The organism is Streptomyces sp. VTCC 41912 (genome assembly GCF_045799175.1).
In the GTDB taxonomy this organism is placed as follows: domain Bacteria; phylum Actinomycetota; class Actinomycetes; order Streptomycetales; family Streptomycetaceae; genus Streptomyces; species Streptomyces albulus_C.
Genome location: NZ_JBJMAB010000003.1, coordinates 377,415 through 404,141 on the forward strand (window position 1 = coordinate 377,415; position 26,727 = coordinate 404,141).

Here is a 26,727-nt window from a genome sequence, read left to right on the forward strand (position 1 = left end):
CCCGGGCCGGGGGAAAACCCCACCACGAGCGGGCGGTCCGCCGGATGGGCCGCCGGGCACGGGACAACGAACCTTGACACATGACGAGTTGCAGGGGGATCAAGGTCCGCAGGGCGTTGCTGCTGGGGCTGTCGGGCGCGTTGACCGCGGCGACGCTGGGCGTCGCCGCGCCGTTCGCCCGGGCGGTGGACGGGGCGCGCGGCGAGGCCGGGGGGCCGGCACCCCGGCTGGCCTGGCGGGCCTGCGAGCGCGCCGGCGGGCCGGCGGGGCAGCAGTGCGCCGACCTTCCGGTGCCGCTGGACTACCGGGACCCGACGGGACCGCAGGTCTCGCTGGCGGTGAGCCGGGTGCGCAGCGACCGGCCGGCCGCCCGGCGCGGCACGCTGCTGGTGGTCCCGGGCGGTCCGGGCGGTTCCGGGGTCGACCGGCTGACGCAGCGGGCCCCGGCGCTGCAACGGCAGCTGGCGGGCGCGTACGACCTGGTCGGCTTCGATCCGCGCGGGGTGGGCGGCAGCACGAGGGGCGGCTGCGGACTGGACCCCGCCGACCGGGAGTTGGTGACGCTGCGGTCCTGGCCGACGCCGGACGGCGGGATCGCGGAGAACACCGCCCGGTCGCGCCGGATCGCGCGGTCCTGCGCACGCCACGGCGGCGCGCTGGTGCGCGGCATGAGCACGGCGAACGAGGTGCGCGACGTCGAACGGCTGCGCGCGGCGCTGGGCGAACGGAAGCTGTCCGCCTGGGCCGTGTCGTACGGGACGTACGTGGCGGCGGCGTACGCCCAGGCGCACCCGGACCGCACCGACCGGTGGGTGCTGGACAGCAGCGGCGATCCCGATCCGACGCGGGTGGCGCGGGGCTGGTTGGCGAACATGGCGCAGGGGGCGGACGACCGGTTCCCCGACTTCGCGGCCTGGGCGGCGGACCCGGCTCGGGCGGCGGACGGGCTGCGGCTGGCCGAACGAGCCGACGAGGTAAGGCCGTTGTTCCTCGCCGTCGCCGCGGAGCTGGACCGGCGGCCGAAGCCGTCGAACGTGCCGGGGGCGCCGCTGACCGGCAACCGGCTGCGGCAGGCGATGCAGACCGCGCTCTACGGGGACGAGACCGCCTTCGCCCGGCTGGCCGCGCTGGTCAAGGCGGCCCAGGACCCCGCCGCGACCCCGCAGTTGCCGGCCGACGTGGCCGGTCCGCTGCCCGACGCGGACGCCGCCGTGACGATCGCGACGATCTGCAACGACGTGGCGTGGCCGCGGGATCCGGACGCCTACCGGCGGGCGGTGGCCGTCGACCGGGTGCGCCACCCGCTCACCGCCGGCATGCCGGCGAACGTCACGCCCTGCGCGTTCTGGTCGGACCGGCCGGCCGACCCGCCGGTCCGGATCACCGACCGGGGCCCCGCCAACGTGCTGATGGTGCAGAACCTCCGCGACCCCGCGACGCCCTACGTCGGGGCGTTGAAGATGCGGGCGGCGCTCGGGGCGCGGGCCCGGCTGGTGACCGTCGACCACGGCGGGCACGGCGTCTACCTGGCGAACGGGAACGCCTGCGCGGACCGGACCGTGACCGGGTACCTGCGGGACGGCCGGCGGCCCGCGCAGGACGCGTACTGCGCGGGGTGAGGCCGAGGGCCGGGCCGCCACCAGGCGGCCCGGCCCTCGCCCCGGCCCGCCCCGGCGGGGCGCCGGGCGGGCCCGGACCCGCCGCACCACGGCACGGCGCCGCGTTTCACGTGAAACACCGCTCCGGAGCCACCCGTCCGCCCTGCCGCCCGCCCCCTAACCTGGGAGGAGGAAGCCGGTGCGTGCCGATGACCGCTGATCCCGTCACCCTCGCACTCTGCGGCGACGTGATGCTCGGCCGCGGGGTCGATCAGATCCTGCCGTGCCCCGGCGACCCGGAACTGCGCGAACCGTACGTCCAGGACGCCCGGATCTACGTGGGCCTGGCCGAGGCCGTCAACGGCCCCGTCCCCCGCCCCGTCGACGTCCGCTACCCCTGGGGCGCCGCCCTGGACGCCCTCGACGCCGCCGCGCCCGCCGCCCGCGTGCTGAACCTGGAGACCTCCGTCACCCGGCGGGGCACCTTCGCCCCCGGCCGGCAGATCCACTACCGGATGCACCCGGCGAACCTGCCCTGCCTGGCCGCCGCCCGCCCCGATGTCTGCGTCCTGGCCAACAACCACGTCCTGGACTTCGGCCGCGAGGGACTGACGGAGACCCTGCGGGCTCTGGCCGCCGAGGGGCTGCGCACGGCGGGCGCCGGCGACGACGCCGAGGCGGCCCGCCGCCCCGCGATCGTCCCCCTGCCCGGAGGGCACCGGTTGCTCGTCCTCGCCCTCGGCATGCCGTCCAGCGGCATCCCCCGCACCTGGGCCGCGACCGCCCGGCACGGCGGCGTGCACTGGGCGGACGGCCCCTCGCCGGCGACCGCCGCCGCGGCGGCCGCCCTGCTCCGCAGCCGCAGGCGGACCGGCGACCTGACCCTGGTCTCGGTGCACTGGGGGTCCAACTGGGGCTACGGCGTCCCCCGCGCCCAGACCGCCTGCGCGCACGCCCTCGTCGACGCCGGCGTGGACCTCGTCCACGGCCACTCCGCGCACCATCCGCGCCCCGTGGAGGTGTACGCGGGCAAGCTCATCCTCCACGGGTGCGGCGACTTCATCGACGACTACGAAGGCATCACCGGCTACGAGCGCTACCGCGACGACCTGCGCCCGCTCTACCTCGCCACGCTGGAGCCCGGCACCGGACGCCTGCGGGAACTGCGGATCGTCCCCTTCCAGGCCCACCGGATGCGGCTGCGGCACGCCTCCGCCGCGGACGCCCGCTGGCTCGGCGCCCTCTTCGACCGCCTCGCCCGCGGGTTCGCCCCCGCCGTCCTCACCACCGACCCCGCGCCGGCGCTGACCCTGCACCCGGCGCGTGCGCCGGGGCCCTTACGGTAGCGCCGCCGGTGGCCCCGCCGGTCCGGCTACCGGCCGGCGTCCGCCACCGCCGCGGCCAGCGCCAGCACCCGCCGCGCCTCCTCCACGTGGAGGTTCTCCACCATCCGGCCGTCCACGGTGACCACCCCGCGGCCCTCGCGGTCCGCGGCCTCGAACGCCTCGATGATCCTCAGGGCCCGCGCCACCTCCTCCTCGGCCGGCGCGAACGCCCGGTTGCACGGCTCGATCTGCGACGGGTGGATCAACGTCTTCCCGTCGAACCCGAACTGCCGCCCCTGGACGCACTCCGCCTCGAACCCGGCCGGGTCCTTGACGTCGTTGAACACCCCGTCCAGGATCGCCTTCCCCGCCTCACGGGCCGCGAGCAGCGCCAGCGACAGCCCCGTCAACAGCGGTGCCCGGCCGGGCACGTGGGCGGCGTGCAGTTCCTTCGCGAGGTCGTTGGTGCCCATCACCAGCACCGTCAACCGCTCGCTCGCACCGGCCACCGCGCGGGCGTCCAACATTGCCCGCGGGGTCTCCACCATCGCCCAGATCGCCGTGCGGTCCGGGGCGCCGGCCGCCTCCAGCTGCCGCTCCACCTCGTGCACGGTCCGTGCCGACTCCACCTTCGGCACCACCACCGCATCCGGTCCGGCCTGCGCCGCGGCCCGCAGGTCGTCCGCGAACCACCGCGTGCCCGGCCCGTTGACCCGGATCGTGACCTCCCGATGGCCGTACCCGCCGGTGGCCACCGCCGCCGCGACCCGGTCCCGGGCCGCCTCCTTGGCGTCCGGGGCGACCGCGTCCTCCAGGTCGAGGATCAGCCCGTCCGCCGGCAGCGACGCCGCCTTCTGAAGCGCCCGCGCGTTGGCGCCCGGCATGTACAGCACCGACCGGCGCGCCCGCACGCCCTCCTGCGCCTCGTCCGTCGCAGCCATGGCCCCTACTCCGTTCCCTCGTCGCTCGCCGCCGCGTACGCCGCCCGCAGTGCGGGATCGCGCGTCACCAGCGCGTCGGCCAGCTCCACCACCACCCGGCACTGCTTGACCGTGGCGTCGTCCTGCATCTTCCCGTCGATCATGACCGCACCGGTCCCGTCGCCCATCGCCGCGATGACCCGGCGCGCCCAGGCGACGTCGGCCGGCGCCGGCGAGAACACCTTCTTCGCGATGCCGATCTGCACCGGGTGCAGGCTCCAGGCCCCCACGCAGCCCAGGAGGAACGCGTTGCGGAACTGGTCCTCGCACGCCACGGTGTCCTTGATGTCGCCGAACGGCCCGTAGTACGGCAGGATCCCGTGCGCCGCGCAGGCGTCCACCATCCGCGCGATCGTGTAGTGCCACAGGTCCTGCTGGAACACCGCGCGCGGCGCGTCGGCCGCACCCGGCTGCGGGTCCTGGCGCACCAGGTAGTCGGGGTGCCCGCCGCCGACCCGGGTGGTCTTCATCCGCCGGCTCGCCGCCAGGTCCGCCGGCCCCAGCGACATGCCCTGCATCCGCGGGCTGGCCCCGGCGATCTCCTCGACGCTCGCGACCCCGCGCGGCGTCTCCAGGATGGCGTGCAGCAGGATCGGCCGCCGCACCCCGGCCTTCGCCTCCAACTGCGCCACCAGCCGGTCGACGTAGTGGATGTCCTCGGCGCCCTCCACCTTCGGCACCATGATCACGTCGAGCCGGTCGCCGACCTCGGTGACCAGCGTCAGCAGGTCGTCCAACGCCCATGGCGAGTCGAGGCTGTTGATCCGCGTCCACAACTGCGTCTCGCCGAAGTCGGTCCCGCGGGCGATCTCCACCAGCCCGGCCCGGGCCGCCTCCTTGCGGTCCGCGGCGACCGCGTCCTCCAGGTTGCCGAGCAGCACGTCGACGTCCGGCGCGATGTCGGGCACCTTCGCCGCCATCCGCGGATTGCCCGGATCGAAGAAGTGGATCATCCGTGACGGTCGGAACGGCACCTCCCGCACCGGCTCCGGAGCCCCCACGGCCAACGGACGGAAAAAGTCCTTCGGAGTACGCACCCTGCCTCCACCTCGCGCCGAACGCCCCGGCCCGGAGCCGGCCACCGGCGCACACTCTAGGCCCGACACACCCCCCTTGTTACCGGGCAGTACGTGTGCCGTTGATCACGGAAAGCGAGGGGAATTGCCGTTGCGGGTCGCGCAGGGGAGGGGCGGCGCGCCCCAACGGGCCTTCGCGCCAGCCCATTTGGGGCGCCATAGCACGTTCCGCCGCACGGCAGTGTATTTAGGGGCACTCATTACCTGTTGTTTAACGACCCTGTCACAAGGCAAGTGGGCCTTGAACCGCTCCCCGGGCGGACGCGTGACCTACGAGTGACACCTGTACGCCGCACGTTTCGGGGAGATTCATGAAGCGCAGATGGTCGCTCATCACCGCGATCGCCGTCCTGACCGTCGCGCTGGCCTTCGTCGTCGTGCAACTGGTGCGCGGCCAGGGGGCCGGCGACCAACCGGCCGCGGCGAAGCCGGTCGCGTCCGCTCCGGGCGCCGACCCCGGCGCGCTGCGCGGCGTCGCGTGGTGGCCGCTGCACCAGTCCGGCACCGCGAAGGCGGGGGAGCGCGACACGGAGGTCCTCGGGCGCACGCAGTGGGTCGACGGTCCCACGGGCGGTGCCCTGCAGTTGGACGGGCTCAGCGGCTACGCCGAGACCGGCACCCGGCTCGACACCAAGGGCCAGGACTACTCGGTCGCCGCACGGGTGCGGCTCACCGCCGACGACATGAACGGCTTCCACACCGCCCTGTCCCAGGACGGCGACCAGATCAGCGCGTTCTTCCTCCAGTACTCCGGGCAGGACCAGAACTTCGCGTTCAGCTTCTCCGGCGCCCGCACCGTCGCGGAGAAGACCGAGAAGCCGCAGGCCGGACGCTGGTACCACCTCACGGGCACGTACAGCCAGAAGGACCACCGCATGCAGCTCTACGTCGACGGCCGACTGGCGGGGAGCAGGATCGCCACCAGCAGCGTGGACCCGACCGGTGAAGTGGTGCTCGGGCGCGCCAAGTTCAACGGGGAGACGGTCGACTTCTGGCAGGGCGACATCGCCGACGTGCACCTCTACGACCGGGAACTGACGCCCCGTGAGGTCGAGTCGCTGTCGGCCCGCGAACCGGACTGACCGTGGCACCGGGGCGGGCCCACCGCCGACGCAGGCCGGCGGACACACCGCACGGAGCGCACGCACGACCGCTCGCGGCAGTGCCCGCCGGCCTCCCGCAGCCGGCTGACCCGTCTCGCCCACAGATGACCGGAGAGGAAAAGGCCCTTGTCGGCCAGCGCTTCGACCGAAGACCGCATACCGGACCCCGCCACGCCGGAGTCCCGCCCGGACGAGTTCCTCAGGGCCCTCTACCACTCCCACGGCAGCGCGTTACTGCAGTTCGCCGCACGGCGCCTGGAGGGCGACTGGCACCGTGCCGAGGACGTCCTCCAGGAGGTCGCGATCCGCGCCTGGCGGCACGCCGAGGAGCTCGACCCGACCGCGGAATCGGTGCGGCCGTGGCTGTTCACCGTGCTGCGAAACCTCGTCATCGACGGGCACCGGGCCCGCCAGGCCAGGCCGCCGGAGAGCGGTGACCCGGAACTCGCCCACCTGACGGTCCCGGACGACGTGGACCAGGTCCTGACCTCCCAGGTGCTCGTCGAGGCGCTGCGCGACCTGCGGCCTTCGCAGCGCGAGGTCCTGCTGCACGTGCACTACCTGGGGCGCAGCGTCAACCAGACGGCCCAGGTCCTCGGCGTTCCGCCGGGCACCGTCAAGTCGCGGACGCACTACGCCGCGCGCGCCCTGCGCGAGGCGCTGCACAGCCGCGGACTGCACGTGGACGGCCAGGAGCGCGAAGCCGGCTGAGGCTCACGCGAAACGCCCCACGTGCCGGGTGATCTCCAGGCCGAGCGGTCCGGTGTCGAGCGTGCCGCCGGCGCCGGCCCGCCAGCGCCACCCCGCGGGCGCGTCGCCGACCACCAGCAGCGCGTCCCCGCGCCCCAGGGCGTCCAACGCCCCCTGCCGCCGCGGAAGTTGCGAGGCGTCCACCACGAACAGGTGCGGGGCCTCGCCCTGGACGGCGAGCCGGCTGCTGCCCTCGATCAGCCGGAAGATCTGGGTGACGTCGGAGGCTTCGGGCTGCGGCTGTCCCGGTGCCCCCGAAGCGGCCCGGGCGAACGCCTCCTCCAAGGTGGCCGCGGTGTGCAGCCGCGAGCTGTGCGGCCCGTCGCCGGTCACGAGTCCCGCGCCTGCCAGGGATCCCACCAGGGTGACCTCGGCGAGGGCGCCCACCGGGCTGGAGAGCGTCTCGGCGATGACGGCCCGCACGAGGCTGTGCACCTCCTCGTCCGGGCCCGTCACGGACACCGGTCCGGTCGCCCGGGAGAGGTCGACCAGCACCCGGTCGGGGCCGTCCAGCCCCACCGTCACCGTCAGCGCGTACGGCAGAGCCGGCTCGCCCTCCGGACCGGGGCGGTGCAGGGCGTCGAGCGGGGCCGTCCAGCGCTCGCCGTCCTCCTCGGCGGTCCACGGCGCGGGGGCGGTCTCCTCCGCGCCGGCCAGCAGCAGTCCGAGCCGCTCCTCGGAGTAGACGACGGCGTACAGGTCGGGCAGCGACCGGCCGGAGCGCAGGCACTCGCCCGTCAGCCGGCGCAGGCCCGCGTTGACCGCGTCCAGCGCCTCCCGTCCCACGACGGCGGCCGAGGCGGCGACGGGCTTCGGCGGGCGGGACCGCCACTCGGTGACGATCAGCGCGGCCACCGCCCCGATCAGCGCCAGCCCCAGCACCGCGGCCAGGACGTACCAGATCATCTTCTGACTCCTTGTCGGGACGCCCCGGCGGCGGAGCCGGGACGGTCGAAAGCGGGGCGGCACCGCGGCGGCGTCGCGGCGCCGTGCCTCCCAAGGCGACTACGGCGCCGGCCCCCGGATGGTTCACGAGCCCGCCGGGTGAACCAATCGCCGGCCGGCGCCGTAGCTCACGTCAGTGGCACGGAGCCGTCGAACACGGCTTCCGAGGCCCCCCATTCGCGCCGGCTGGAGGACGTTTCGTGTCGTTGATGTTGACCGTGGTCGAGGGGGACGGTGACGCGTTCGACGTCCACCTCGACGCCGACCCCGACACGCCCGTGGGCGCCGTCGCGGAGGCGCTGGCCGGGGCGGGCGGCGTCCACCGGCCCCCGGAGGGCCTCGGACTGTACGCCGGCGACCGCCTGTTGCCCGCGGACCTGCGGCTGCGGGACTCGCCGCTGCACCACGCGGCCGTCGTCGGCCTGGGCCGCCCGGCGGGCACCTCGTCGGCCGAACCGGACGGGCTGGTGGAGGTCCGTGCGGTCGGCGGGACCGCGGCGGGCGCGGTGCACCGCCTCGACATCGGCGAGTACCGGATCGGCCTGGCGCACGACGGGATGGCCCAGGTGCTGCGCGCCATGCCGGACCGGCCGTTCGCCATCTTGACGGTGGGCCCCGGAGGGCGCTGCCGGGTGGCGCCGGACGCGGCCGCGCCGGCCGGCGACCCGCCGCAACTGGACCGCGAGGACCTCGCCGAGTCCACCGCCTGGCAGGCCGGCGCGCAGCTCCTCGTCGGCGGCTGCCTGCTCGAACTCGCCCTGCCGCAGCGGCCGGACGCGGCCGTGCAGCCCTCGGAGGACGGCGCCGGCTGGGACTACAACCGGCCGCCGCGGCTGCGGCCGGCCGAGAACGCCACCCGCTTCACGCTGCCCTCCCCGCCCGCCTCGCCCGCCGCCCGCCCGCTGCCGTGGATCACCGCGCTCGCCCCGCTGGTGATGGCGGTGGCCGGCGCGCTGGTCTTCGGCCGCATGTCGATGCTGCTGTTCGGGCTGCTCTCCCCGGTCGCCATCCTCGGCAACTACCTGGTGAGCCGGCGCAGCGGACGCCAGTCCCACTCGGACGCGGTCACCGCCTACGAGGAGAAGAAGGCCCGCATCGAGGGCGACGCGCAGCAGGCCCTGGCGGCCGAACGCACCGCCCGGCGCCGCGGCTTCCCCGACCCGGCCGAGGTCGTCCTGACCGCCGTCGGCCCCCGGCGCCGCCTGTGGGAGCGCCGCACCTCGGACGCCGACTTCCTGGAACTGCGCATCGGGACCGCCGACCTGCCCTCCGACGTGGTGCTCCAGGACCCGACCAAGGACGAACACCGCCGCCAGGACCCGTGGACCGCGTACGACGTCCCGGTGACCGTTCCGCTGCGCCAGCACGACGTGCTGGGGATCGCCGGCGAGGGCCCGGTCGCCCGCGCTGTCGCGCAGTGGGCCGTCGCCCAGGCCGCCGTCCTGCACAGCCCCCGCGACCTCCAGATCCACCTGCTGACGACCGGCGGCCCGGGCCGGGACAGCTGGTCCTGGCTGCGCTGGCTGCCGCACGTGCGCAAGAAGTCCGGCGACACCCCGGCCAGCATCGGCTACGGCACGGAGACCTGCGCCCGGCGGGTCGCCGAACTGACCGCGCTGATCGCCGAGCGCGCCGGAGCGGAGGACCGGCGGAAGCGGTCCGCCGGCCCCGACGTCCTCGTCGTCCTCGACGGCGCCCGCAGGCTGCGTTCGCTGCCCGGCGTGGCGCAGATCCTGCGCGACGGACCGGCCGTCGGCGTCCGCGCGGTCTGCCTGGACGCCGAGGAGCGGCTGCTGCCCGAGGAGTGCCAGGCCGTCGTCGCCGAGGAGCCCGGCGGAACCGTGCGGGTGGGACGCTCCGGTCGGGGCACCGTCGGGGGCATCCGGCCCGACGCGGTGTCCCAGGACTGGTGCCGGTCGCTGGCCCGCGCGATGGGCCCGCTGCGCGACCCGGGCGGGGCCGACGAGGAGGCCGCCGTGCTGCCCGGTGCCGCGCGGCTGCTCGACGTGCTCGCCCTCGACCCGCCGCAGGCCGCCGGCATCCGGGCGCGCTGGGCGGCCGGGGGCCGTTCGACCCGGGCGGCCGTCGGCGTCTCCCTGGACGGCCCGTTCTTCCTGGACCTCAAGCGCGACGGCCCGCACGGGCTGGTCGCCGGCACCACCGGCTCCGGCAAGTCCGAACTGCTGCAGACGCTGGTCGCCTCGCTCGCGGTGGCGAACCGGCCGGACGCGATGACGTTCGTCCTCGTCGACTACAAGGGCGGCTCCGCGTTCAAGGACTGCGTGGACCTGCCGCACACCGTCGGCATGGTCACCGACCTCGACGCCCACCTCGTCGAGCGGGCCCTGGTGTCGCTGACGGCGGAGCTCACCCGGCGCGAGCACATCCTCGCCGCGGTCGGCGCCAAGGACATCGAGGACTACGTCGACCTGCTGGAGCGCAACCCGGCGGGCCACGAGCCGATGCCCCGACTGCTCATCGTCATCGACGAGTTCGCCTCCATGGTGCGCGACCTGCCGGACTTCGTGAAGGGCCTGGTCAACATCGCGCAGCGGGGCCGCAGCCTCGGCATCCACCTGATCCTGGCGACGCAGCGCCCCAGCGGCGTCGTCTCCTCGGAGATCCGCGCCAACACCAATCTGCGGATCGCCCTGCGGGTGACGGACTCCGGCGAGAGCCAGGACGTCCTCAACTCCCCCGAGGCCGCGTCGATCTCGCAGAGCACGCCGGGCCGCGCCTACGTCCGCCTCGGCCAGAACTCCCTGGTGCCGTTCCAGTCCGGTCGGGTCGGCGGCCGCCGCCCCGGTGCCGCGGCGAGTTCGCTGCCGGCCCCCTGGGCGGTGACCGTCGGCTGGGAACGGCTCGGCGAACCGCTGCCGCCGCGGCCCCGCGCCGCGGCCGCCCCCGCCGAGGTGGAGACCGACCTCGCCGGACTCGTCCGCGCCATCCGGGACGCGGACCGGGAGATGGGCATCCCCGCGCAGCACAGCCCCTGGCTGCCGCCGCTGCCCGAGCAGCTGGTCACCGGTGAACTGCCGCCGGCCCCGCCCTCGGACTACGACCTCGCGCCCGTCGCGTACGGCGTGCTGGACCTGCCAGCCCAACAGGCCCGACTCCCCCTGGTGATCGACCCGGCGACGCTCGGGCACCTGCACGTCATCGGCTCGCCCCGGCAGGGCAGGTCGCAGACGCTGCGCACCATCGCCGGCACCCTGGCCTACGCCCACTCCCCGGACCGCCTGCACATGTACGGCATCGACTGCGGCAACGGCGCCCTGCTGGCCATGGAGGGGCTGCCGCACTGCGGTGCCGTCACCCAGCGCACCCAGCCCGACCGGGTGGCCCGGCTGCTCGCCCGGCTGACGACGGAGCTCGCCCGGCGGCAGGAACTGCTCGCCGCCCACGGCAGCGCCGACCTGCCGGAGCTGCGCCGCAGCCTGCCGGAGGCCGAACGGCCGCCGCACATCGTGCTGTTCATCGACCGGTGGGAGGTCTTCGACAAGCAGCTCGGCGAGTACGACGCCGGAAACCTGCTGACCGGCGTGCTGAACCTGCTCCGGGACGGCGGGAGCGTCGGCATCCACCTGGTGATGACCGGCGACCGGGCGCTGTTCTCCAGCCGGGTCAACGGCTCCACCGAGGACAAGCTCGTGCTGAAGCTCAACGAGAAGTCCGAGTACGGCATGATCGGCATCACCCAGCGGAACGTCCCCGACGAGATCCCGCCGGGCCGCGCCTTCCGCGCCGCCGACAAGGCGGAGGTGCAGATCGCGCTCCTCACGGACAACCCGGAGGGCCAGGCGCAGGCCGCGGCGCTCCAGCAGATCGCCGAGTACTGCCGCCAGCGGGTGGCCCACCTGCCCGCCGCCACCCGGCCGTTCCGCGTCGACACCCTGCCGGACCGGCTCACCTGGGAGGCGGCGGTCCGCTACCTGCCGCGGCCGCTGCCCTCCGCCCGCTGGGCGCTGTCCGGCGTCGGCGGCGACGAACTGACCGCGTTCGGACCGGACTTCGGCATCACGCCGACGTTCCTCGTCGCCGGTCCCGCCCGCTCGGGCCGCAGCACCGTCCTGGCGACGCTGGCCCTGTCGCTGCTGTCGGTCGGGACGCCCGTCGTCATCGGCGCGCCCGCCCGGTCGCCGTTGCGCCGACTCGCCGGCCGGCCCGGGGTCCTCGCGGTCTTCGACGAGTCCGACATCGACCCCACCGCGCTGGAGCAGGCGCTGGCCTCCTCGGCGCAGGGGGCCGTGGTGCTCCTGGACGACGCCGACCTGCTGCTGAAGTCGAAGGCCGAGCCGGTCCTCACGCCGATCGCCAAGTCCGGTGCCGAGAGCGGCCGGGGCCTGGTGATCGCCGGGCAGACCGACCGGCTCTCCTCCGGGTTCTCCGGCTGGCACACCGAGGCCCGCCGCAACCGGTGCGGTCTGCTGCTGAAGCCGCAGAACATGAGCGACGGCGAACTGATCGGCGTCAAGGTGCCCCGCAGCCGCCTGGGCGCGACCCGCCCCGGCCGGGCGATCCTGCACCTGGGCGACGGCGTGCTGCGCACCGTCCAGGTCCCGGAGACGGTGCTCCCGCCGGCCGGCGGCTGAGGCCCACGGCAGAGGGCTCCCACCCCGGCGACGGCCGGGGCGGGAGCCCTCACGCATTCCGGGACGCGGCCCGGATCAGGTCGATCCGTCCACGTAGCTGGGGTCGTGCACGGTCGTGCCCTTCGTACCGCCGGGGACGGCCCCGTTGATCGCCCAGCCGAGCCCGGCCACGCCGATGAGGTTCGAGCTCTGGTCGAACCACGTCCCCGTCTTGGTCCAGATGTTGTTGAGGCCCGGCAGCTGCTTGAGCACGTCCGGGACCTTCATCGTCCCGTTGGGGAACTTCGACAGGATGTTTCCGACGAAGGCCGTCGGATCCTTGAACCCGGCGAACCCCTTGAGGGTCGGGCCCACGCTCTTGATGTTGATCTGGATCGTCTTGAGATCGTTCCCCACGGTCTTGAGGGTGTTCGCGATCCCGCCCAAATTGGCGATCTTGACGAGGCCGATGCCGCCGAGCACCAGCCCCAGACCGCTGAGGACCATGTCGAGGATGTCCCACTCGCCCGACTGGATGCTGTCGACGATGTTCATGATGAAGGGGATGGCCGCGGTGACCAGACTGGCGATCGTCAGGATGAGCCCGAGGCCCTGGAGCCCGGGGATGAGCATGGCGATGATCCCCAGGGCGGCGCTGATGAAGCCGAGCACCTTCTTGAAGATGTCCTTGATCTTGTCCCACAGGCTCTTGCCCCCGACCGCCTCGCCCGACGCCTCGTCCAGCGCGCGGGCCGCCGTCGAGGCGTCCGACTCGCGCAGCTCCTGCGCGTCCTCGGCGAGCATCCGGGCGGCGTCGAGGTCCCGCTGGGCGGCGTCGGCGTCCCCTTGCGCCGAGGACTGGTCGTGCCGGGCGTTCTCCATGGCCTGCCGCGCGCTGCGCCGGGCCGCCTCGTCGTCCGGCGGCGGCGGGTCCGCCGCGTCCAGGCCGCTGATCACGGACCCCGCCGCGGTGGCGGCGTCGGTGGCGCGCCGCAGCCGCTCCTTGGCGTCCCGCCCGTCGACCATGGCGTTGTCCGCCTTGCGCTGGTGGTCCGCCAGCTGGTCGGCGTACGTACTCAGCGCGCGGGCCGCCTTGTCGTACGAACTGTGCAGCTTCTCCACCTGGTTGGCCAGGTCCCCGAGCTTGTCCCGGAGCTTGTCCATGGCCTTGCCCTCGCCGATCTGGCGACCCTTGAGGCCACTGACGATGGGGAGTGCCTGGTCCGCGTCGTCCGCGACGGCCCGGTACCGGCCCGCGAGCGTCGTGAGCATCTCCGCATCGCCCGGCGTCGGGTCGTCCGAGAACCCGAAGACCGTCTCCCACTCGGACACCGCTGGCCGCGCCATTGCCGCGCCCTCACTTTCCGTTCTCGTCCATACCCTGCGGGCCCTGTGCGGCCGGCACGGCCGTGCCCTTGCTCTTTACTTCCACGAAGCGCAGCGTCCCCGCGATCGCGTCGAACACCTCGAAGAACTGGTCCTTGAGCTCCACGTTGGGCGTGGAACTGGAGACCACCAGGTACTCGCGTCGGCCCGGGATCGGGAACAGCGTGTGCAGCAGCGCCGTGCGCACCGGCTTGCCCTTGTAGTCGATGTCCTCGATCGAGGCGATCCGCCCGACCGGCCCGACCTCGGCGAACTCCAACAGCTCCACCTCGCGCGGCGGGTACCCGCCGCTCTGCGGGCCGTCGGCCTGCATGCCCGCCCCGAAGAGCACCTCGGCCAGGTCCGCCGGCTGGTCCTCCGGCACGGGCATCCGCACCACGACGGAGGTGGCGCTGAGCATCGAGTCCCCGCCGGGGAACGCCACCATGCCCGCCGCCTGGAGCGCCCCTCGGGTGTAGGCCTCGCGGGCCGTGTGCCGGGTGGTGCGGATCAGGCCGTCGAGCCGCTCGCGGGAGAGCTGCGGAACTCCCCTCGCCTGGTGCTCGATCCGGCGGCGGATGGACGCGTCCCGGGTGCTCGGGTCGAGGTCCAGGTACCACCACGAACCGGGGTAGCGCAGCTTGTAGTGCGCGGGTGCCCCCGGATCCCGGTCCGTGACCGGATGCGTCATGACGCGTGTCCCTTCCACCAAGGGGCTCTCTGCCCTCCGGCTCTCGTCAGCTCTTCTTCGACTCGTCCAGCGCCTTGACGGTCTCGTCGTCCGTCTGCGTGAAGGCATCGGCGATCTTCTTCGTGTTCTCGGAGAAGACCTTCACGTTGTCCTGCACCTTCTCGTGGCCCTCGCTCCACTTGTGGTCGAAATACGCGAGGGATTCGGCGAGCGTCGAATCGCCCACGTCGCTCTTCGACCCGACGTCGCTGAGCCGCGCGGTGTTGTTGATCCGCTCCCCGATGTCCTCAAGCGACGTGACCGTCTCGTTCAAGTCCTCGATGGGGACGCTGATGCGGGTCATCGGCTGCTCCTCTCCGGTCAGCACCGTCCGGTCCCGCCCTCCGACCGGAGAGCGGGACCGGACACGGGGCCACGTCAGCCGATGGCGCCGGACGTCTGGTCGTCGGTGTCGACGAACGCGTCGGCGACCTGCTTGATGAACTCGCTGACGCCCTGCAGACCCTCGATCGCCTTCTCGGTGCCGTTCTTGTACTCCTCCCAGAACGGACGGAACTTGGTCTCGGAGCCCGGCGTCGCATAGGCCGCCTCGACCATCTCGTCCATCTTGGTGTTGGCCTCGTGAAGGCTCTGCTGCATCAGTTCCTTCTGGTTCTGCAGCCAGGTCGACGCCTCCCGCATCTCGTCCGGGCTGATCTGAATGTTGCCGCCGGCCATGTCGGTTCCTTCTCTCGTTGCGGATCGCCGCGGCCGCTCGGCCGCTCACACCCGGCTCTACGCGGCACCCGCCAGCCCGGTTCGGCCTGTTGCGGAACGGTGACGAAAGACCCGCCCCGCCCCCACCCCCACGCCCAACTAGGCCACGGCCAAACGCCGTCCGCCACCAACCTGCGCCTCGGGAAGCCGCGGACGCCCCTCCCGCCGCCCGGGCACGCACGCCGCCGCACGGTCGACCGAGGCGCGGGACACGAGGGACGACGGCACCACGCCGCCAACGGACCACGCCGCCGACACCGCACACAACAAAGAAGCCCAGCCTCGGGGGTGTACCCCTGGGCTGGGCTCTCGATCTGAAGCGGGTGACGGGAATCGAACCCGCGCGCTGCGCTTGGGAATCAACGGGGTCACCAGTCGCTATTGGGTAGCTGACCTGCGTAAACGCGACCTGCGGGGCAGAGCGGAGAGCGGCGAGGGACACCCGTGTTGGCCGTGGTGGAGCCCGGCTCGTGCCTGCGGAGCCAGGGGCGGCGGTCCAGCAGCTCGACGTGTTTCCGGTCGAATACGGACACGCGCCGCTTCTGAATATCTCATGCCGCAACTACAGAAATGACCACTGGCGCGGTAAGGGTTTTTTGCCCTCTTGAAAGCGCCGGGATCATGCACCGCGCCTGGCTGCCAATACCGTGCTACCGTCGATCTCAGTTGCAGTTGTGGTTCCCAAGACTTCAAGCTTGCTCACTGCCGTACCTGGCAGAGTGCTTTCGTGTTTCCGGTGTTTATTTCCGGACGGGCAATCAACGCAGCGATACGGAGTTCACACGGTGTGGGCTCCGGGCACTGCCCCGAAGGAGATATGACATGGCTACTGGCACCGTGAAGTGGTTCAACGCGGAAAAGGGTTTCGGCTTCATCGAGCAGGAGGGTGGCGGCGCCGACGTCTTCGCCCACTACTCGAACATCGCCGCCCAGGGCTTCCGCGAGTTGCAGGAAGGCCAGAAGGTGAACTTCGACGTCACGCAGGGCCAGAAGGGCCCGCAGGCCGAGAACATCGTTCCCGCCTGAGGCTGACGCGTACACCGTAGCTGGGGCCCGCACCTTGGGTGCGGGCCCCAGCTCGTTGTTTTTTCGCCGTTTCCCGCGTGCCCACAACGGCCGCACACGCGGTGTGCGGAAGCCAGATGCCCTTCTTTTGCTGCGGCGCCTGTCCCGCTTCGGCGTGCAGGGTCGACATGTTTCTGCCCCGCATCGTTTCATCTCATTTCATCGGTTCGTTCTTGCGATTCTTTGTGTGCGGCTCATCGCCGCCAGGAATTCCTCGGCGTACCGCATCGAGGAAGGTTCTCCATGAACCGCACAGCTCGCACGAATGACCGTTACTCCCGCTCTGGCGGCGTGTCCGGCTCAGACCGCGGCGGCTACCGCTCCGGTGGGCCGAACCGCTCGGGCACAGGACGTTCCGGGGGCCCCGGACGGCGTCGCGCGCCCCTGCAGGGAGAGTTCGCCCTGCCCGTCACCCACACTCCCGCCCTGCCCCCGGCCGAGACGTTCGCCGAGCTGGACATGCCGTCGGCGCTGCTGGCGGCCCTCAGCGCAGAAGGCATGTCCGCCCCGTTCGCCATCCAAGCCGCCACGCTGCCGAACTCGTTGGCCGGACGCGATGTTCTCGGCCGCGGCCGCACCGGATCGGGCAAAACGCTGGCCTTCGGTCTGGCCCTGCTGGCCCGTACCGCCGGGCAGCGCGCCGAGCCCCGCCAGCCGCTGGCACTGGTCCTGGTCCCCACTCGAGAACTGGCTCAGCAGGTCACCGACGCACTCACCCCCTACGCCCGGTCGCTCAAGCTGCGGCTGGCCACCGTCGTCGGCGGAATGTCGATCGGCCGCCAGTCCAGCGCACTGCGCGGCGGCGTCGAGGTGGTCGTCGCCACGCCAGGACGGCTCAAGGACCTCATCGAGCGCGGTGACTGCCGGCTGAACCAGGTCGGCATCACCGTGCTGGACGAAGCCGACCAGATGGCCGACATGGGCTTCATGCCCCAGGTCACCGCGCTGCTCGACCAGGTTCGGCCCGAAGGACAGCGGATGCTCTTCTCGGCCACCCTGGACCGCAACGTGGACCTCCTGGTCCGGCGCTACCTGACGGACCCGGTGGTCCACTCCGTCGATCCTTCGGCGGGCGCGGTCACGACGATGGAGCACCACGTGCTGCACGTCCACGGCGCCGACAAGCACGCCACCACCACCGAGATCGCCGCCCGCGAAGGTCGGTCGATAATGTTCCTGGACACCAAGCACGCCGTGGACAACCTCACCAAGCATCTGCTGAACAGCGGTGTCCGCGCCGCGGCCCTCCACGGTGGCAAGTCCCAGCCCCAGCGCACCCGTACCCTGGCCCAGTTCAAGTCCGGCCATGTCACCGTCCTGGTGGCCACCAACGTCGCGGCCCGCGGTATCCATGTCGACAACCTCGATCTCGTCGTCAACGTCGACCCTCCCAGCGACCACAAGGACTACCTGCACCGCGGTGGCCGTACCGCGCGCGCCGGTGAGTCCGGCAGCGTCGTCACCCTCGTCCTGCCCAACCAGCGCCGCACCGTGAACCGCCTGATGGCGGACGCGGGCATCATCCCGCAGACCACCCAGGTCCGCTCCGGCGAGGCCGAACTGAGCCGCATCACAGGCGCCCAGGCACCCTCCGGCACCCCGGTCACCATCGCCGCACCAGTCGTCGAACGTGCCAAGCGCAGCGGCTCCTCCACACGCGGCCGCCGCAGCCGCCCCGCCCAGGCACGCCGTGCTGCCGGATCGGCCCGAACCGCGGCACCGACTGCGCGGCGGACCTCTTCGGCCCCGGCCGCCTAGGCCGGTGCCGGACGATCAGGCTCGGTTCATCGGATCACCATCGTCACGGAGGCTTTCGTTGATGTTGCAGAGCTACCCCCAGGCAGACTGCTCCGGCAAGGCAGCCGGCGACGTCATGTCGGCGACGGGACCACAGGTCGACGACGACATGATCGTCGACGTGGCTCTGTCCGTCCTCATCGGGGCCCGTGCCGGCTATCTCCTCGTCCGCGACGAGGACGGGCGGTGCACGGGCCTGATCACCCGTTCCCAGCTGACGGCCCACCGCCAGGGCTCCTGGTACACCGAGGAGACCCGGTTGCGGGACCTCACCTACGACCGTGGGCCCTTCACTTCACCGGTGACGCCCGCACCCGACGCGGAACGCGCCATGCGTCAACGCGCGCTGCGGGCCTCGCCCGTGATCGGTGAGGACGGGCACGCCCTGGGCGTCGTCGTCCTCACCCATTGATTCCTCTCCGTCCGGGCCGGTGATCCGTTTCCGGCTTCTCTTCGACCCTGTCGAGGCACTATGCGCGTCGTCATCGCCCGCTTCCCTTTCGACCTGCTCAAGACCGAGGTGCAGGAGGCGATGAAGGGGATCAAAGCCGAACCCGTCACGGGTGACTCCGTCCTCATCGGTCGCCGCCATTACCCCGTCAAACAGGTCGGGGAGATCATCACCCGGCAGGATCGCCGTGACTTCTCCGCCGGTGAAGTGACCCGGGCCCTGAGCCGCCTCGGCTTCGTGTGCCGCCCGGCTGCCGCGCTCGTACCACCGACCGGTCGCACACCACTGGAGACGGCGTCCGCCTTGCTGGGGAGCCCGGCCCGAGCCTGACCGGGCCGCTGTGGGCACAGAATCCGCCCCGCAGCGGCCGACTCAGCGGTCGGACCAGCGCAAGGCCCCTCCTTCCAGGGGCCGGCATCCCCTACGCCGAAGCGCTACACGCCGCCCACCTCGGGAAGACCGGGACTTCCCCGCGGGGTCCGCGTGGCGGGGGAACGCAGATACGTAGGGCGCTCGTTCCGGTTCGGCAAGTGAGGTGCCTCGTCGGCCGGTGAGAAGAGAGCAGAAAACGGCCCCGGCCGTTCCACCCTGCCGGCGATGTTGTGACAGTCCATGCCCGACAATGCAGGCCCGGCGGTCTGAGGCTGGCCTGCTCCCCTCTCGGGAGCTTTGGTAGCCGTCCGTGGTGATTCCACCCCGTTCACGCATGAGGGCTTGGGGTAGGGAGCGGACTGCCGCCCGCCTCTCGGTCCCGGTGCGCTCGCTGATCCGGAGCTCCTGGCCGCCGAAGCCGACCGGCAGGGTGGTCGCGCTGTGGAGCCGCCGGATGATGCGCCGTCCGCGGATGAGCAGGGGCACGGGATGTCCCGCGTTGACCCACTGGACGTTCCCGGTAGCCGTGTTGAGCTGCATCATCTGGGCGGTCACGAAGCGGTCGGGGCCGAACTTGCCGGCGATCGCCCGGTCCATGAACGCGTAGATCTCGAAGAGCCCGATGCTGATGCGCCGCGCGTGCCGGTAGGAACCGATGGCCACCGTGGCCATCGTGGCGGCATCGAGACCGTGGCCCATCGCGTCGACCACCGCCGCATGCAGGATGTCGCCGTTGAGGGCGTGTCGAAGCTGTCACCCGCGACGTCGTACGCGGGCTCCAGAATCCCGGCCACCGCGACCCGGGGCACGGACATCGCCAGCGGTGGCAGGACCGCCCACTGGATCTCCGCGGCGACGCTCATCGGCTCCCTGCGTCGGAACCGGAAGAACAGATCGGTGTAGCCGTGCTTGGTCACAGGCATGTCGGCCACCAGGGCGAGGGTTTCCGCAGCCTCGGAATCCAAGGACGGGTCGAGGCTGTCGGCGAAAGCCCGGGCGGCGTCGCGGGCGCGTGGGATGCCGACGGGGCTGCCGTCTTCAAGGGCGGCAGGGGGCTTCGGAGCTGTCGTGCTGTTGTCGTCGTGTCGTTCATGCGCTCACACCCTGCCTGGGTCGGTTGTGCCGCCGGGCCGGTCTTCAACCCGGACGGCACTCTTCCCGGTGTGCATGAGGTAGAAGTCCACTCACTGTCTGTTGAGAAAATCTATAACGCCGAGAGTAGACATGGGTGGGTGCGGGGGTTAGTGTTTCCTCGTACCCAAGAAGTCGAAGAGGGCGCGGCAGAGATGAACTGCCGCGTGAGCAGGTCTGCGGAACGGCAGTGGGCGCGGAGGGGCCGGAAAAGGTGGGTTCCTTCGCTGTCTGCCGGGCCGAGCGGCCCTGGGGGCCGCGTGTACCACCCGCGATATCCAGCAGTACAACCGAGTAACCGAAGGTGAGAAGCAGAACGCCATCAGGATCGCCCGGGCGGGCAGAGCACCGCTCGGGTACCGCAGGCCCCAGATTGGAAGGTGGTCCCCGGTCACGCATCCGCGATCCCCGCACTTCCGTCTTCCAGGACGGACCAGCGGAACAAGAAGGCCGGCGCAGTCAGCCGGCAGATGGTGTTGAAAGCTCGGGGCCCGGGTGCCAGTACGGCACTCGGGCCCCTCGACGCGTCCCCGAAAGAAGAGGTCTATGCCCCCTCGCAGTTCCCGCCCCGTCGACAAGTTCGACGACGACGACTACCCCGCCTACACCATGGGCCGGGCCGCCGAGATGATCGGCAGTACTCCCGCTTTCCTCCGTGCCCTCGGCGAGCACCGACTGATCACTCCTCTGCGCTCCGAAGGCGGCCACCGCCGCTACTCCCGCTACCAACTGCGCATCGCCGCCCGCACCCGCGAACTCGTCGACGCCGGCACCCCCATCGAAGCCGCCTGCCGCATCATCATCCTCGAAGACCAACTCGAAGAAGCCCAGCGCATCAACGAAGAACTGCGTACCCGCGGTGCCACCTCGTAACGGCTGGTTTTTTCGAGCGGTGGTGAAGTCACTTGCGGCCTGATCCATGGTGGGGCGATGTTGACGAGTACTGGGAGGTCATATGCGCTGGCGCCAGGCTGCGATGAGCAGGAAGGCGCCCCGTCTGTCGGAGCCGGCACTCCGGCTCCGAGGCGCCCTCGGTCGGCCTGAAGCAGCGCGCTGTCCAGTTCTGCGTCGTGCCGAATCACCCGTGCCTCTACGGTCGCTCCCTCTTCGAGGGCACGGACCAACACCGGTTGACCATCTGGACCTTGCCGGCAGGACACATGGGCTGCGGTGAGGATGAGGCCAGGGGCAATGATGCTCCCGGAACCGAATGTCCCATCACGAGGATTGTGGACCTCAACCGTTCTTTGGCGGAGGAGTGCGCTCACGCGGGTCTCCCAGGACAGAGGTGCTTCGCCCGGGAGTGGGGCGAGCCCTCGCCCCACATCCGAGATCAGATGGTCCTCCGCATGGTGCACCTGCAGGTTCACGGTCAGCTTGTGGGTCTCGCTCTTTGCCCGTTCACCGCGTGCGTCGGCGGAGACGACGAACGCCTGCACTCCGCCGCCCGCAGATGCCGAGTGCCGTAGCTCGATGCCGAGGTCAAGCGTTACGTCCTTGACCGTGAAGCGGAAGGGTCATCCCTCGCCGTCCCGTTGCGCTGCTGCGAGGCCGTCGCGGACGGCCTTGAGCGCCTCGGCCAACTCGGTACTGCCGGATTCCAGGTTGTCCCCCCTATCTCCGGGCCCCAGTAGGCCAGTTGGCCACTGACGAGCGCTACCCAAAGCCTGGAATCGGTGCACTTCGCAAGCGCAAGTCGGCAATTGTTCGTCGCTTCGGTGGTGCACGTCACGTGAATCGCGTCTCGCCATTCGAGATCAGTGGCCGACGCGGGGAACTGGGGGTGGCCTGTTGCCCCATGACCCGCTGTTTCCCGCTGAGTTGGGGCACATGGAGGGCGCGCGGGTCCGCGAGAGGTCTAGACAACAAACAAGCCCCAGGTCGCTGACCTGGGGCTTTCGCATGGAGCGGGTGACGGGAATCGAACCCGCGCTCTGAGCTTGGGAAGCTCATGTTCTACCATTAAACTACACCCGCGTAACACCGCCCGGTCTGGAGTGAACCAGCCTGGAGGCGGAGCTTCGTCGCACACTCTACCCCATCGCCGTGCCGCGGTGCGTTTGGCTTGTCCGGGTGGTGGGTGGGGTGCTTCGGAGGGGGCGTCGGGGAGGTGGTTGGGCGGGCTCCGCGGGGCGGTACGCGGGTGCGCGGCACGGGAGTTGAGGCGTACGGTGGGGCATCGGAGTGCCGCCTGCGAGTGCACCCAGTTCATCCCCTAATGTGGCTTTTGTTGTCCACGCAGTTGGGAGAGGGACTTGATGGAGCGCACCGTCGTACGTTGTGCCGAGGGGCACGTCTTCAGCACCGCTTCGTTCCCCATGCAGACCACCGACCGGCTCGGTCCCGGGCGGCTGCTGCGCTGCCCGCGCTGTGCTCGGCTGCGGCACTCGGTGCCGGTGGAGCACGCCAAGCGGTAGCGGCGGTCGCGGGGTCGCGGTGAAGGTCGGCGGCGATCTTCGCGCGTGACGTCGAGGTGAGGTTCGTGCGGCCCGGTCCCTGATGGGGGCCGGGCCCTCGTCGTTCGGAGGGGTGTGCGCGGGCGCGTATCCTCGTCTGCGTGCTTCTCTCAGACAAGGACATCCGGGCCGAGATCGACGCCGGTCGGGTGCGCATCGATCCCTACGACGACGCGATGGTGCAGCCCTCCAGCATCGACGTGCGGCTCGACCGCTACTTCCGGGTGTTCGAGAACCACCGCTACCCGCACATCGACCCCGCCGTCGAGCAGGCCGACCTGACCCGCGAGGTCGTGCCGGAGGGCGAAGAGGCGTTCATCCTGCACCCCGGCGAGTTCGTGCTGGCCTCGACGTACGAGGTCATCTCGCTGCCCGACGACCTCGCCTCGCGCCTGGAGGGCAAGTCCAGCCTGGGCCGGCTCGGGCTGCTGACGCACTCGACCGCAGGGTTCATCGACCCGGGGTTCAGCGGGCACGTGACGCTGGAGCTGAGCAACGTCGCGACGTTGCCGATCAAGCTGTGGCCGGGCATGAAGATCGGGCAGCTGTGCATGTTCCGGCTGACCTCGCCGGCGGAGCACCCGTACGGCAGCGAGCGCTACGGCTCGCGGTACCAGGGGCAGCGCGGTCCGACCGCGTCGCGGTCGTTCAAGAACTTCCACCGTACGCAGGTGTGAGGCACCTTACGCAGGTGCGAGGCGGGGCCGGTGCGGGTCCCGGAGACGAGGAAGAGGTCTGGGAGAGTCGTGGGTGACGTGCGGGAGAACCTGACGTACGAGCTGTTCGGCGGAGCGATCCGCGAGCTGGCGCAGACGATCGCGGATGACGGGTACGAGCCCGACATCGTGCTGTCGATCGCCCGGGGCGGCGTGTTCGTGGCCGGTGGGCTGGCGTACGCGCTGGACTGCAAGAACATTCACCTGGTGAATGTCGAGTTCTACACCGGGGTGGGCACCACCTTGGAGATGCCGGTGATGCTCGCGCCGGTGCCCAACGCGATCGACTTCTCGGACAAGAAGGTGCTGATCGCGGACGACGTCGCCGACACCGGCAAGACGCTCAAGCTGGTGCACGACTTCTGCCTGGGGACCGTCGCCGAGGTCCGCAGCGCGGTGATCTACGAGAAGTCGCACTCGCTGGTGAAGTGCGAGTACGTCTGGAAGCGCACGGACGACTGGATCAACTTCCCGTGGAGCGTCGAGCCGCCGGTGGTCCGGCGCGAGGGCCAGATCCTCGACGCCTGACGCACTGCTCCCCGTCCGTCCCGCGAGCCCGCGATCACTGCGGGCTCGCGGCGTTTTGTGGCGCGCCTTTCGGCCAGTTCTGCTCCGGGTGTTCCACCGGTCACTACCTCCGAGTAGAAACCGGCGGTAACAGCAGACCGGAGGGGAGGCCCAATGGTGCGTGCGAGACGCGGGCCGCAGTGGAGCGGACGTGGACGAGGGCGGCGGCTGCGGGCCGCCGTGGCGGTGTCGGCGGCGGCGCTGACCGCCGCGTTCACGGTGACGGCGGGCGGCGCGAGTGCCGCCCCGGCCCGGACCGCGACGGTGGGAACCGCAACGACGGCCGGGCGGCCGGCCGTTGCCCCGCTGTCGCCGGAACTGGAACGGATCCGGGCGCAGGCGGCGGCGAAGCTGTACGGCGACGCCGCCGTGCGGCCGCTCGACGAGCGGAAGACCTCGCTGATCTCGCTGGGCGACAGCGAGATCGCCGGCGAGGGCGTCGGGACGTACGAGCCGGGGACCGACGGGCCCACCAACTGGTGCCACCGGTCGCCGGATTCCGCGATCCACCGGACCGGCATCGCGGCGGACGTGACGTACAACGTCGCGTGCTCGGGCGCGTACACCGGCAACATCCGGATCGGCGGCACCAAGCAGTACGCCGATGAACTGGTGCAGAGCGACAGTCTGGCCATCGCGGCGCGCAACACCCGGCTGAAAATGGTCCTGCTGGTCGCCGGCGCCAACGACGACCTCCAGTTCGGGCCGGTGATGACGGACTGCGTCGAGCGCTGGTTCCTGCTCCAGGGCACCTGCGAGCCCAAGTACCAGCCGGGCTGGCAGGCCCGGGTGGACGGGCTGGTGCCGAAGGTCGAGGCGACGGTGCGGGACCTGCGGACCGTGATGCGGGACGCCGGGTACGCCGACGGCGACTACCGGCTCGTGGTGATGTCGTACCCGAGCCCGATCGGCCCGGACGTCGAGGACAACCCGAACTTTCCGGGGAAGATCCCGGGCGGGTGCACCGGGTACACCTCGGACTCCGGCTGGGGACGCAACGCGGCGGTGCCGGCCTTCGAACGCGGCGTGCGCAAGATCGCGCAGGACACCGGTGTCACCTACCTCGACTCCTCGCGGCTCTTCCACGGGCACGAGGTGTGCATGCCCGAGACCTGGGCCCGCGGCCTGTACGTGAACGTCTCCAACCCCTTCCCGCCGGACGCCAATTCGGTCCGCCAGTCCTTCCACCCCAACGCCCGCGGGCACGGCGCGTTCGCGTCCTGCCTGACGCAGCTGTACGCGGCGCCGCAACTGCGCGAGGCGTCCTGCGCCGACCCGGCGAACACCGGGCGGCCCGAGCTGTACCCGGGCGCCTGGGACGACGCCTACCGGCCGCTGAGGAGCGCCGCGACCGGGACCTGCGTGGACGCCACCGGCGGGCTGTCCCGCAACGGCACCGCGGTGGGCGGCTGGGACTGCAACGGGCAGCGCAACCAGGGCTGGTGGTACGACCAGGGCCGCAAGTCGCTGCACGTGGAACTGACCCAGGCGAGGTGCCTGGACGTGCCGGGCGCCCGCTACGAGGCCGGCGCCGCGCTGGTGCTGTGGAACTGCTCGGGCGCGGCCAACCAGCAGTTCGACCGGGACGGCGGCACGCTCCGCCCGACCGCGGCCCCGTCGCTGTGCCTGACGCTGGGCGCGGCGAAGGACCCGCTACGGCTCCAGAAGTGCGACGGGTCGGCGGGCCAGCGGTTCGCCTGACCGGCCGCCGGAAGCCGAGGGCGGGCCCGCCCACGGAACGACGAGGGGCCCGTTCCGAGAGACGTCGGTGACGTCCTTTCGGAACGGGCCCCTCGATCCGTGGGCCGGACCGCGTCGTGCGCCGGTTACAGCGTGCCGAGCTTCACCAGGGCCAGCAGCGCGACCAACTGGATCGCGGAGGCGCCCAGCGCCTTCGGCCACGGCAGGTCGTGCGACTTGCTGACCATGGAGGTCAGCAGGTAGCCGGTGGCGAGCCAGGTGGCCCACCCCAGCACCTGGACCAGCGGACTGTCGCCGCCCAGGAACATGGCGAAGAGCAGCCGCGGCGCGTCCGGGATCGTCATGATCAGCATGGACAGGCCCACGGTCGGCTGCCAGGCGCCGTCACCGCCCAGCTGGCGGGCCATGGTGTGGGTGACCGCGCCCAGGATCAGACTGCCCAGGATGAACATCACCGAGGTGATCAGCACCCACGGGACGCTGTTGCCCATCGTCTGGTTGAGCACGTCCTCGCGGGCCTTGTCGAAGCCGAAGACCGCGAGCAGCCCGTAGACGAAGGTGACGATCAGCGCCGGAGCCCACAGGGCGTGGTCCCGCATCTGCCAGAACGTGGGCGTGGGCCGCAGCACGATGCCGGACAGCAACTGCTGCCACGGCAGCCGCGGACCGGCCGGGGGCGCGCTGCTCTGGCCGGCGCGGTAGGTGCCGCCCGCCGCGTACTGGCCGTCGGCCGGCCCGTAGCCGTCCCCGTACCCGTCGTAGGCGTCCGGGGCCTCGCCGACGCTGAACTGCTGGGTGTGCCCCGGAGCGTTGTTGAGGTTGTCGTAGGCGGGGTGCGTCGGCTCCGCCGCCTGGTAGCCGCCGTCGCCGAAGTACTCGGGCTGCCCCTGCGGGCCCGGCCCGCCCTGGGGCGCGCCGTACGCCTGCGGCGCCGAGGGCCACTGTCCCTGCGGGGGCTGCTGCCCGTACGGCGCCGGCGGGCCGTACCCGTGCGGCGCCTGCTGCCCCGCCTGCTGTCCGTCCTGCGCGGGTCGGGCATCCCGTCCGCGCCCCATCCTGAATCCAGCCACGCCCTCGAAAGTACCTGGTCCCGCTGCGCGGGTGGGGCCGCGTGGTGGGGCAGCGGCCCTTTGGAGCCGAGCTGTGACATCCCCTAAGGGGTTCCCCTCCGGGGTGGGTTTCCCACGTTGTCGGCCTTCCCGCCGTGGGGGTTTCTGTTTGCGCCTGCGGCGCGGGGCCGCTGCGCGGGGCTGGTCGGGTGCGGTGCCGGGGGTGGGGGGGGGGGGGGGGGGGGGGGGGGGGGGGGGGGGG

At 71.9% G+C, this 26,727-nt stretch carries 22 protein-coding genes, 1 tRNA gene and 2 pseudogenes; 14 read left to right on the forward strand and 11 right to left on the reverse strand.

What is annotated here, in order from left to right; translation table 11 throughout:
* Nucleotides 1-80: 80 nt before the first annotated feature.
* Together ACJ6WD_RS07095 and ACJ6WD_RS07100 are read left to right on the forward strand one after the other, a co-directional pair.
* Nucleotides 81-1,619 (forward strand): alpha/beta hydrolase, encoded by a 1,539-nt coding sequence (locus tag ACJ6WD_RS07095; RefSeq protein WP_407615313.1) that lies wholly within the window; start codon nucleotides 81-83, stop codon nucleotides 1,617-1,619.
* Between the two features lie 188 nt (nucleotides 1,620-1,807).
* Complete coding sequence (locus ACJ6WD_RS07100; protein WP_407615314.1) at nucleotides 1,808-2,944, forward strand: CapA family protein; 1,137 nt, start codon at nucleotides 1,808-1,810, stop codon at nucleotides 2,942-2,944.
* 26 nt (nucleotides 2,945-2,970) lie between these two features.
* On the opposite strand, the gene ACJ6WD_RS07105 is transcribed toward ACJ6WD_RS07100, so the two are convergent.
* Both ACJ6WD_RS07105 and ACJ6WD_RS07110 read right to left on the reverse strand, forming a co-directional pair.
* The gene (locus ACJ6WD_RS07105; protein ID WP_233657151.1) at nucleotides 2,971-3,864 is read right to left on the reverse strand and encodes a CoA ester lyase; all 894 of its coding nucleotides are present in this window, start codon (nucleotides 3,862-3,864) and stop codon (nucleotides 2,971-2,973) included.
* A gap of 5 nt (nucleotides 3,865-3,869) precedes the next feature.
* Nucleotides 3,870-4,940 carry a CoA ester lyase gene (locus ACJ6WD_RS07110; protein ID WP_233657150.1) on the reverse strand — a complete coding sequence of 357 codons (1,071 nt, stop codon included), beginning with the start codon at nucleotides 4,938-4,940 and terminating at the stop codon, nucleotides 3,870-3,872.
* 350 nt (nucleotides 4,941-5,290) lie between these two features.
* Here ACJ6WD_RS07110 and ACJ6WD_RS07115 point away from each other — a divergent pair, with 350 nt between their 5' ends.
* The gene (locus ACJ6WD_RS07115) at nucleotides 5,291-6,061 is read left to right on the forward strand and encodes a LamG domain-containing protein (RefSeq protein WP_233657149.1); all 771 of its coding nucleotides are present in this window, start codon (nucleotides 5,291-5,293) and stop codon (nucleotides 6,059-6,061) included.
* A 147-nt stretch (nucleotides 6,062-6,208) separates the two neighbouring features.
* Nucleotides 6,209-6,793, forward strand: coding sequence for a sigma-70 family RNA polymerase sigma factor (locus ACJ6WD_RS07120; RefSeq protein ID WP_038520325.1), 585 nt, complete (start codon nucleotides 6,209-6,211; stop codon nucleotides 6,791-6,793).
* Nucleotides 6,794-6,796: 3 nt separating this feature from the next.
* Here ACJ6WD_RS07120 and ACJ6WD_RS07125 read toward each other — a convergent pair whose 3' ends face one another.
* The gene (locus tag ACJ6WD_RS07125) at nucleotides 6,797-7,738 is read right to left on the reverse strand and encodes a hypothetical protein (RefSeq protein ID WP_376441497.1); all 942 of its coding nucleotides are present in this window, start codon (nucleotides 7,736-7,738) and stop codon (nucleotides 6,797-6,799) included.
* Nucleotides 7,739-7,986: 248 nt separating this feature from the next.
* On the opposite strand from ACJ6WD_RS07125, the gene ACJ6WD_RS07130 reads away from it, so the two are divergent.
* On the forward strand, nucleotides 7,987-12,369 hold the full coding sequence (locus tag ACJ6WD_RS07130) for an FtsK/SpoIIIE domain-containing protein (RefSeq protein WP_407615323.1): 4,383 nt from the start codon (nucleotides 7,987-7,989) through the stop codon (nucleotides 12,367-12,369).
* A gap of 75 nt (nucleotides 12,370-12,444) precedes the next feature.
* Here the strand turns inward: ACJ6WD_RS07130 and ACJ6WD_RS07135 are convergent, their stop codons facing one another.
* From ACJ6WD_RS07135 to ACJ6WD_RS07150, 4 genes are all read right to left on the reverse strand, one after another.
* Entirely contained in the window at nucleotides 12,445-13,680 is a 1,236-nt protein-coding gene (locus ACJ6WD_RS07135; RefSeq protein ID WP_233657147.1) for a hypothetical protein, read from the reverse strand.
* A gap of 25 nt (nucleotides 13,681-13,705) precedes the next feature.
* Entirely contained in the window at nucleotides 13,706-14,404 is a 699-nt protein-coding gene (locus ACJ6WD_RS07140; RefSeq protein WP_407615315.1) for a hypothetical protein, read from the reverse strand.
* Between the two features lie 46 nt (nucleotides 14,405-14,450).
* Nucleotides 14,451-14,747, reverse strand: coding sequence for a hypothetical protein (locus ACJ6WD_RS07145; protein WP_233657145.1), 297 nt, complete (start codon nucleotides 14,745-14,747; stop codon nucleotides 14,451-14,453).
* Between the two features lie 74 nt (nucleotides 14,748-14,821).
* Nucleotides 14,822-15,121 (reverse strand): WXG100 family type VII secretion target, encoded by a 300-nt coding sequence (locus ACJ6WD_RS07150; protein WP_016577972.1) that lies wholly within the window; start codon nucleotides 15,119-15,121, stop codon nucleotides 14,822-14,824.
* 861 nt (nucleotides 15,122-15,982) lie between these two features.
* On the opposite strand from ACJ6WD_RS07150, the gene ACJ6WD_RS07155 reads away from it, so the two are divergent.
* The 4 genes from ACJ6WD_RS07155 (at nucleotide 15,983) to ACJ6WD_RS07170 (ending at nucleotide 18,803) form a co-directional block, all read left to right on the forward strand.
* Entirely contained in the window at nucleotides 15,983-16,186 is a 204-nt protein-coding gene (locus ACJ6WD_RS07155; protein WP_006604711.1) for a cold-shock protein, read from the forward strand.
* Nucleotides 16,187-16,468: 282 nt separating this feature from the next.
* Complete coding sequence (locus ACJ6WD_RS07160) at nucleotides 16,469-17,983, forward strand: DEAD/DEAH box helicase (RefSeq protein WP_407615316.1); 1,515 nt, start codon at nucleotides 16,469-16,471, stop codon at nucleotides 17,981-17,983.
* 61 nt (nucleotides 17,984-18,044) lie between these two features.
* The gene (locus ACJ6WD_RS07165) at nucleotides 18,045-18,434 is read left to right on the forward strand and encodes a CBS domain-containing protein (RefSeq protein ID WP_233657143.1); all 390 of its coding nucleotides are present in this window, start codon (nucleotides 18,045-18,047) and stop codon (nucleotides 18,432-18,434) included.
* 60 nt (nucleotides 18,435-18,494) lie between these two features.
* A complete protein-coding gene (locus ACJ6WD_RS07170) occupies nucleotides 18,495-18,803 on the forward strand; it encodes an SCO5918 family protein (protein ID WP_376558456.1) in 309 nt (102 codons plus the stop codon).
* Nucleotides 18,804-19,151: 348 nt separating this feature from the next.
* Here the strand turns inward: ACJ6WD_RS07170 and ACJ6WD_RS07175 are convergent.
* Nucleotides 19,152-19,888: pseudogene (locus ACJ6WD_RS07175) on the reverse strand (PP2C family protein-serine/threonine phosphatase); the annotation flags it as partial.
* 634 nt (nucleotides 19,889-20,522) lie between these two features.
* Between ACJ6WD_RS07175 and ACJ6WD_RS07180 the strand changes: the two are divergent.
* Nucleotides 20,523-20,849, forward strand: a complete 327-nt coding sequence (locus ACJ6WD_RS07180; protein ID WP_100606316.1) for a MerR family transcriptional regulator — start codon at nucleotides 20,523-20,525, stop codon at nucleotides 20,847-20,849.
* Between the two features lie 134 nt (nucleotides 20,850-20,983).
* Here ACJ6WD_RS07180 and ACJ6WD_RS07185 read toward each other — a convergent pair.
* Nucleotides 20,984-21,478: pseudogene (locus ACJ6WD_RS07185) on the reverse strand (trypco2 family protein); the annotation flags it as partial.
* Nucleotides 21,479-21,879: 401 nt separating this feature from the next.
* A tRNA-Gly gene (locus ACJ6WD_RS07190) sits at nucleotides 21,880-21,953 on the reverse strand.
* 281 nt (nucleotides 21,954-22,234) lie between these two features.
* On the opposite strand from ACJ6WD_RS07190, the gene ACJ6WD_RS07195 reads away from it, so the two are divergent.
* The 4 genes from ACJ6WD_RS07195 to ACJ6WD_RS07210 all read left to right on the forward strand — a co-directional run bounded on the left by ACJ6WD_RS07195 (nucleotide 22,235) and on the right by ACJ6WD_RS07210 (nucleotide 25,416).
* A complete protein-coding gene (locus ACJ6WD_RS07195) occupies nucleotides 22,235-22,393 on the forward strand; it encodes a hypothetical protein (protein WP_016573140.1) in 159 nt (52 codons plus the stop codon).
* A gap of 140 nt (nucleotides 22,394-22,533) precedes the next feature.
* Nucleotides 22,534-23,109, forward strand: coding sequence for a dCTP deaminase (gene dcd, locus ACJ6WD_RS07200; RefSeq protein ID WP_016573139.1), 576 nt, complete (start codon nucleotides 22,534-22,536; stop codon nucleotides 23,107-23,109).
* 69 nt (nucleotides 23,110-23,178) lie between these two features.
* Complete coding sequence (locus ACJ6WD_RS07205; protein ID WP_016573138.1) at nucleotides 23,179-23,676, forward strand: phosphoribosyltransferase; 498 nt, start codon at nucleotides 23,179-23,181, stop codon at nucleotides 23,674-23,676.
* Between the two features lie 153 nt (nucleotides 23,677-23,829).
* Nucleotides 23,830-25,416 (forward strand): ricin-type beta-trefoil lectin domain protein, encoded by a 1,587-nt coding sequence (locus ACJ6WD_RS07210; protein WP_407615317.1) that lies wholly within the window; start codon nucleotides 23,830-23,832, stop codon nucleotides 25,414-25,416.
* 125 nt (nucleotides 25,417-25,541) lie between these two features.
* On the opposite strand, the gene ACJ6WD_RS07215 is transcribed toward ACJ6WD_RS07210, so the two are convergent.
* A complete protein-coding gene (locus ACJ6WD_RS07215) occupies nucleotides 25,542-26,471 on the reverse strand; it encodes a Yip1 family protein (protein WP_016573136.1) in 930 nt (309 codons plus the stop codon).
* Nucleotides 26,472-26,727 lie beyond the last annotated feature (256 nt).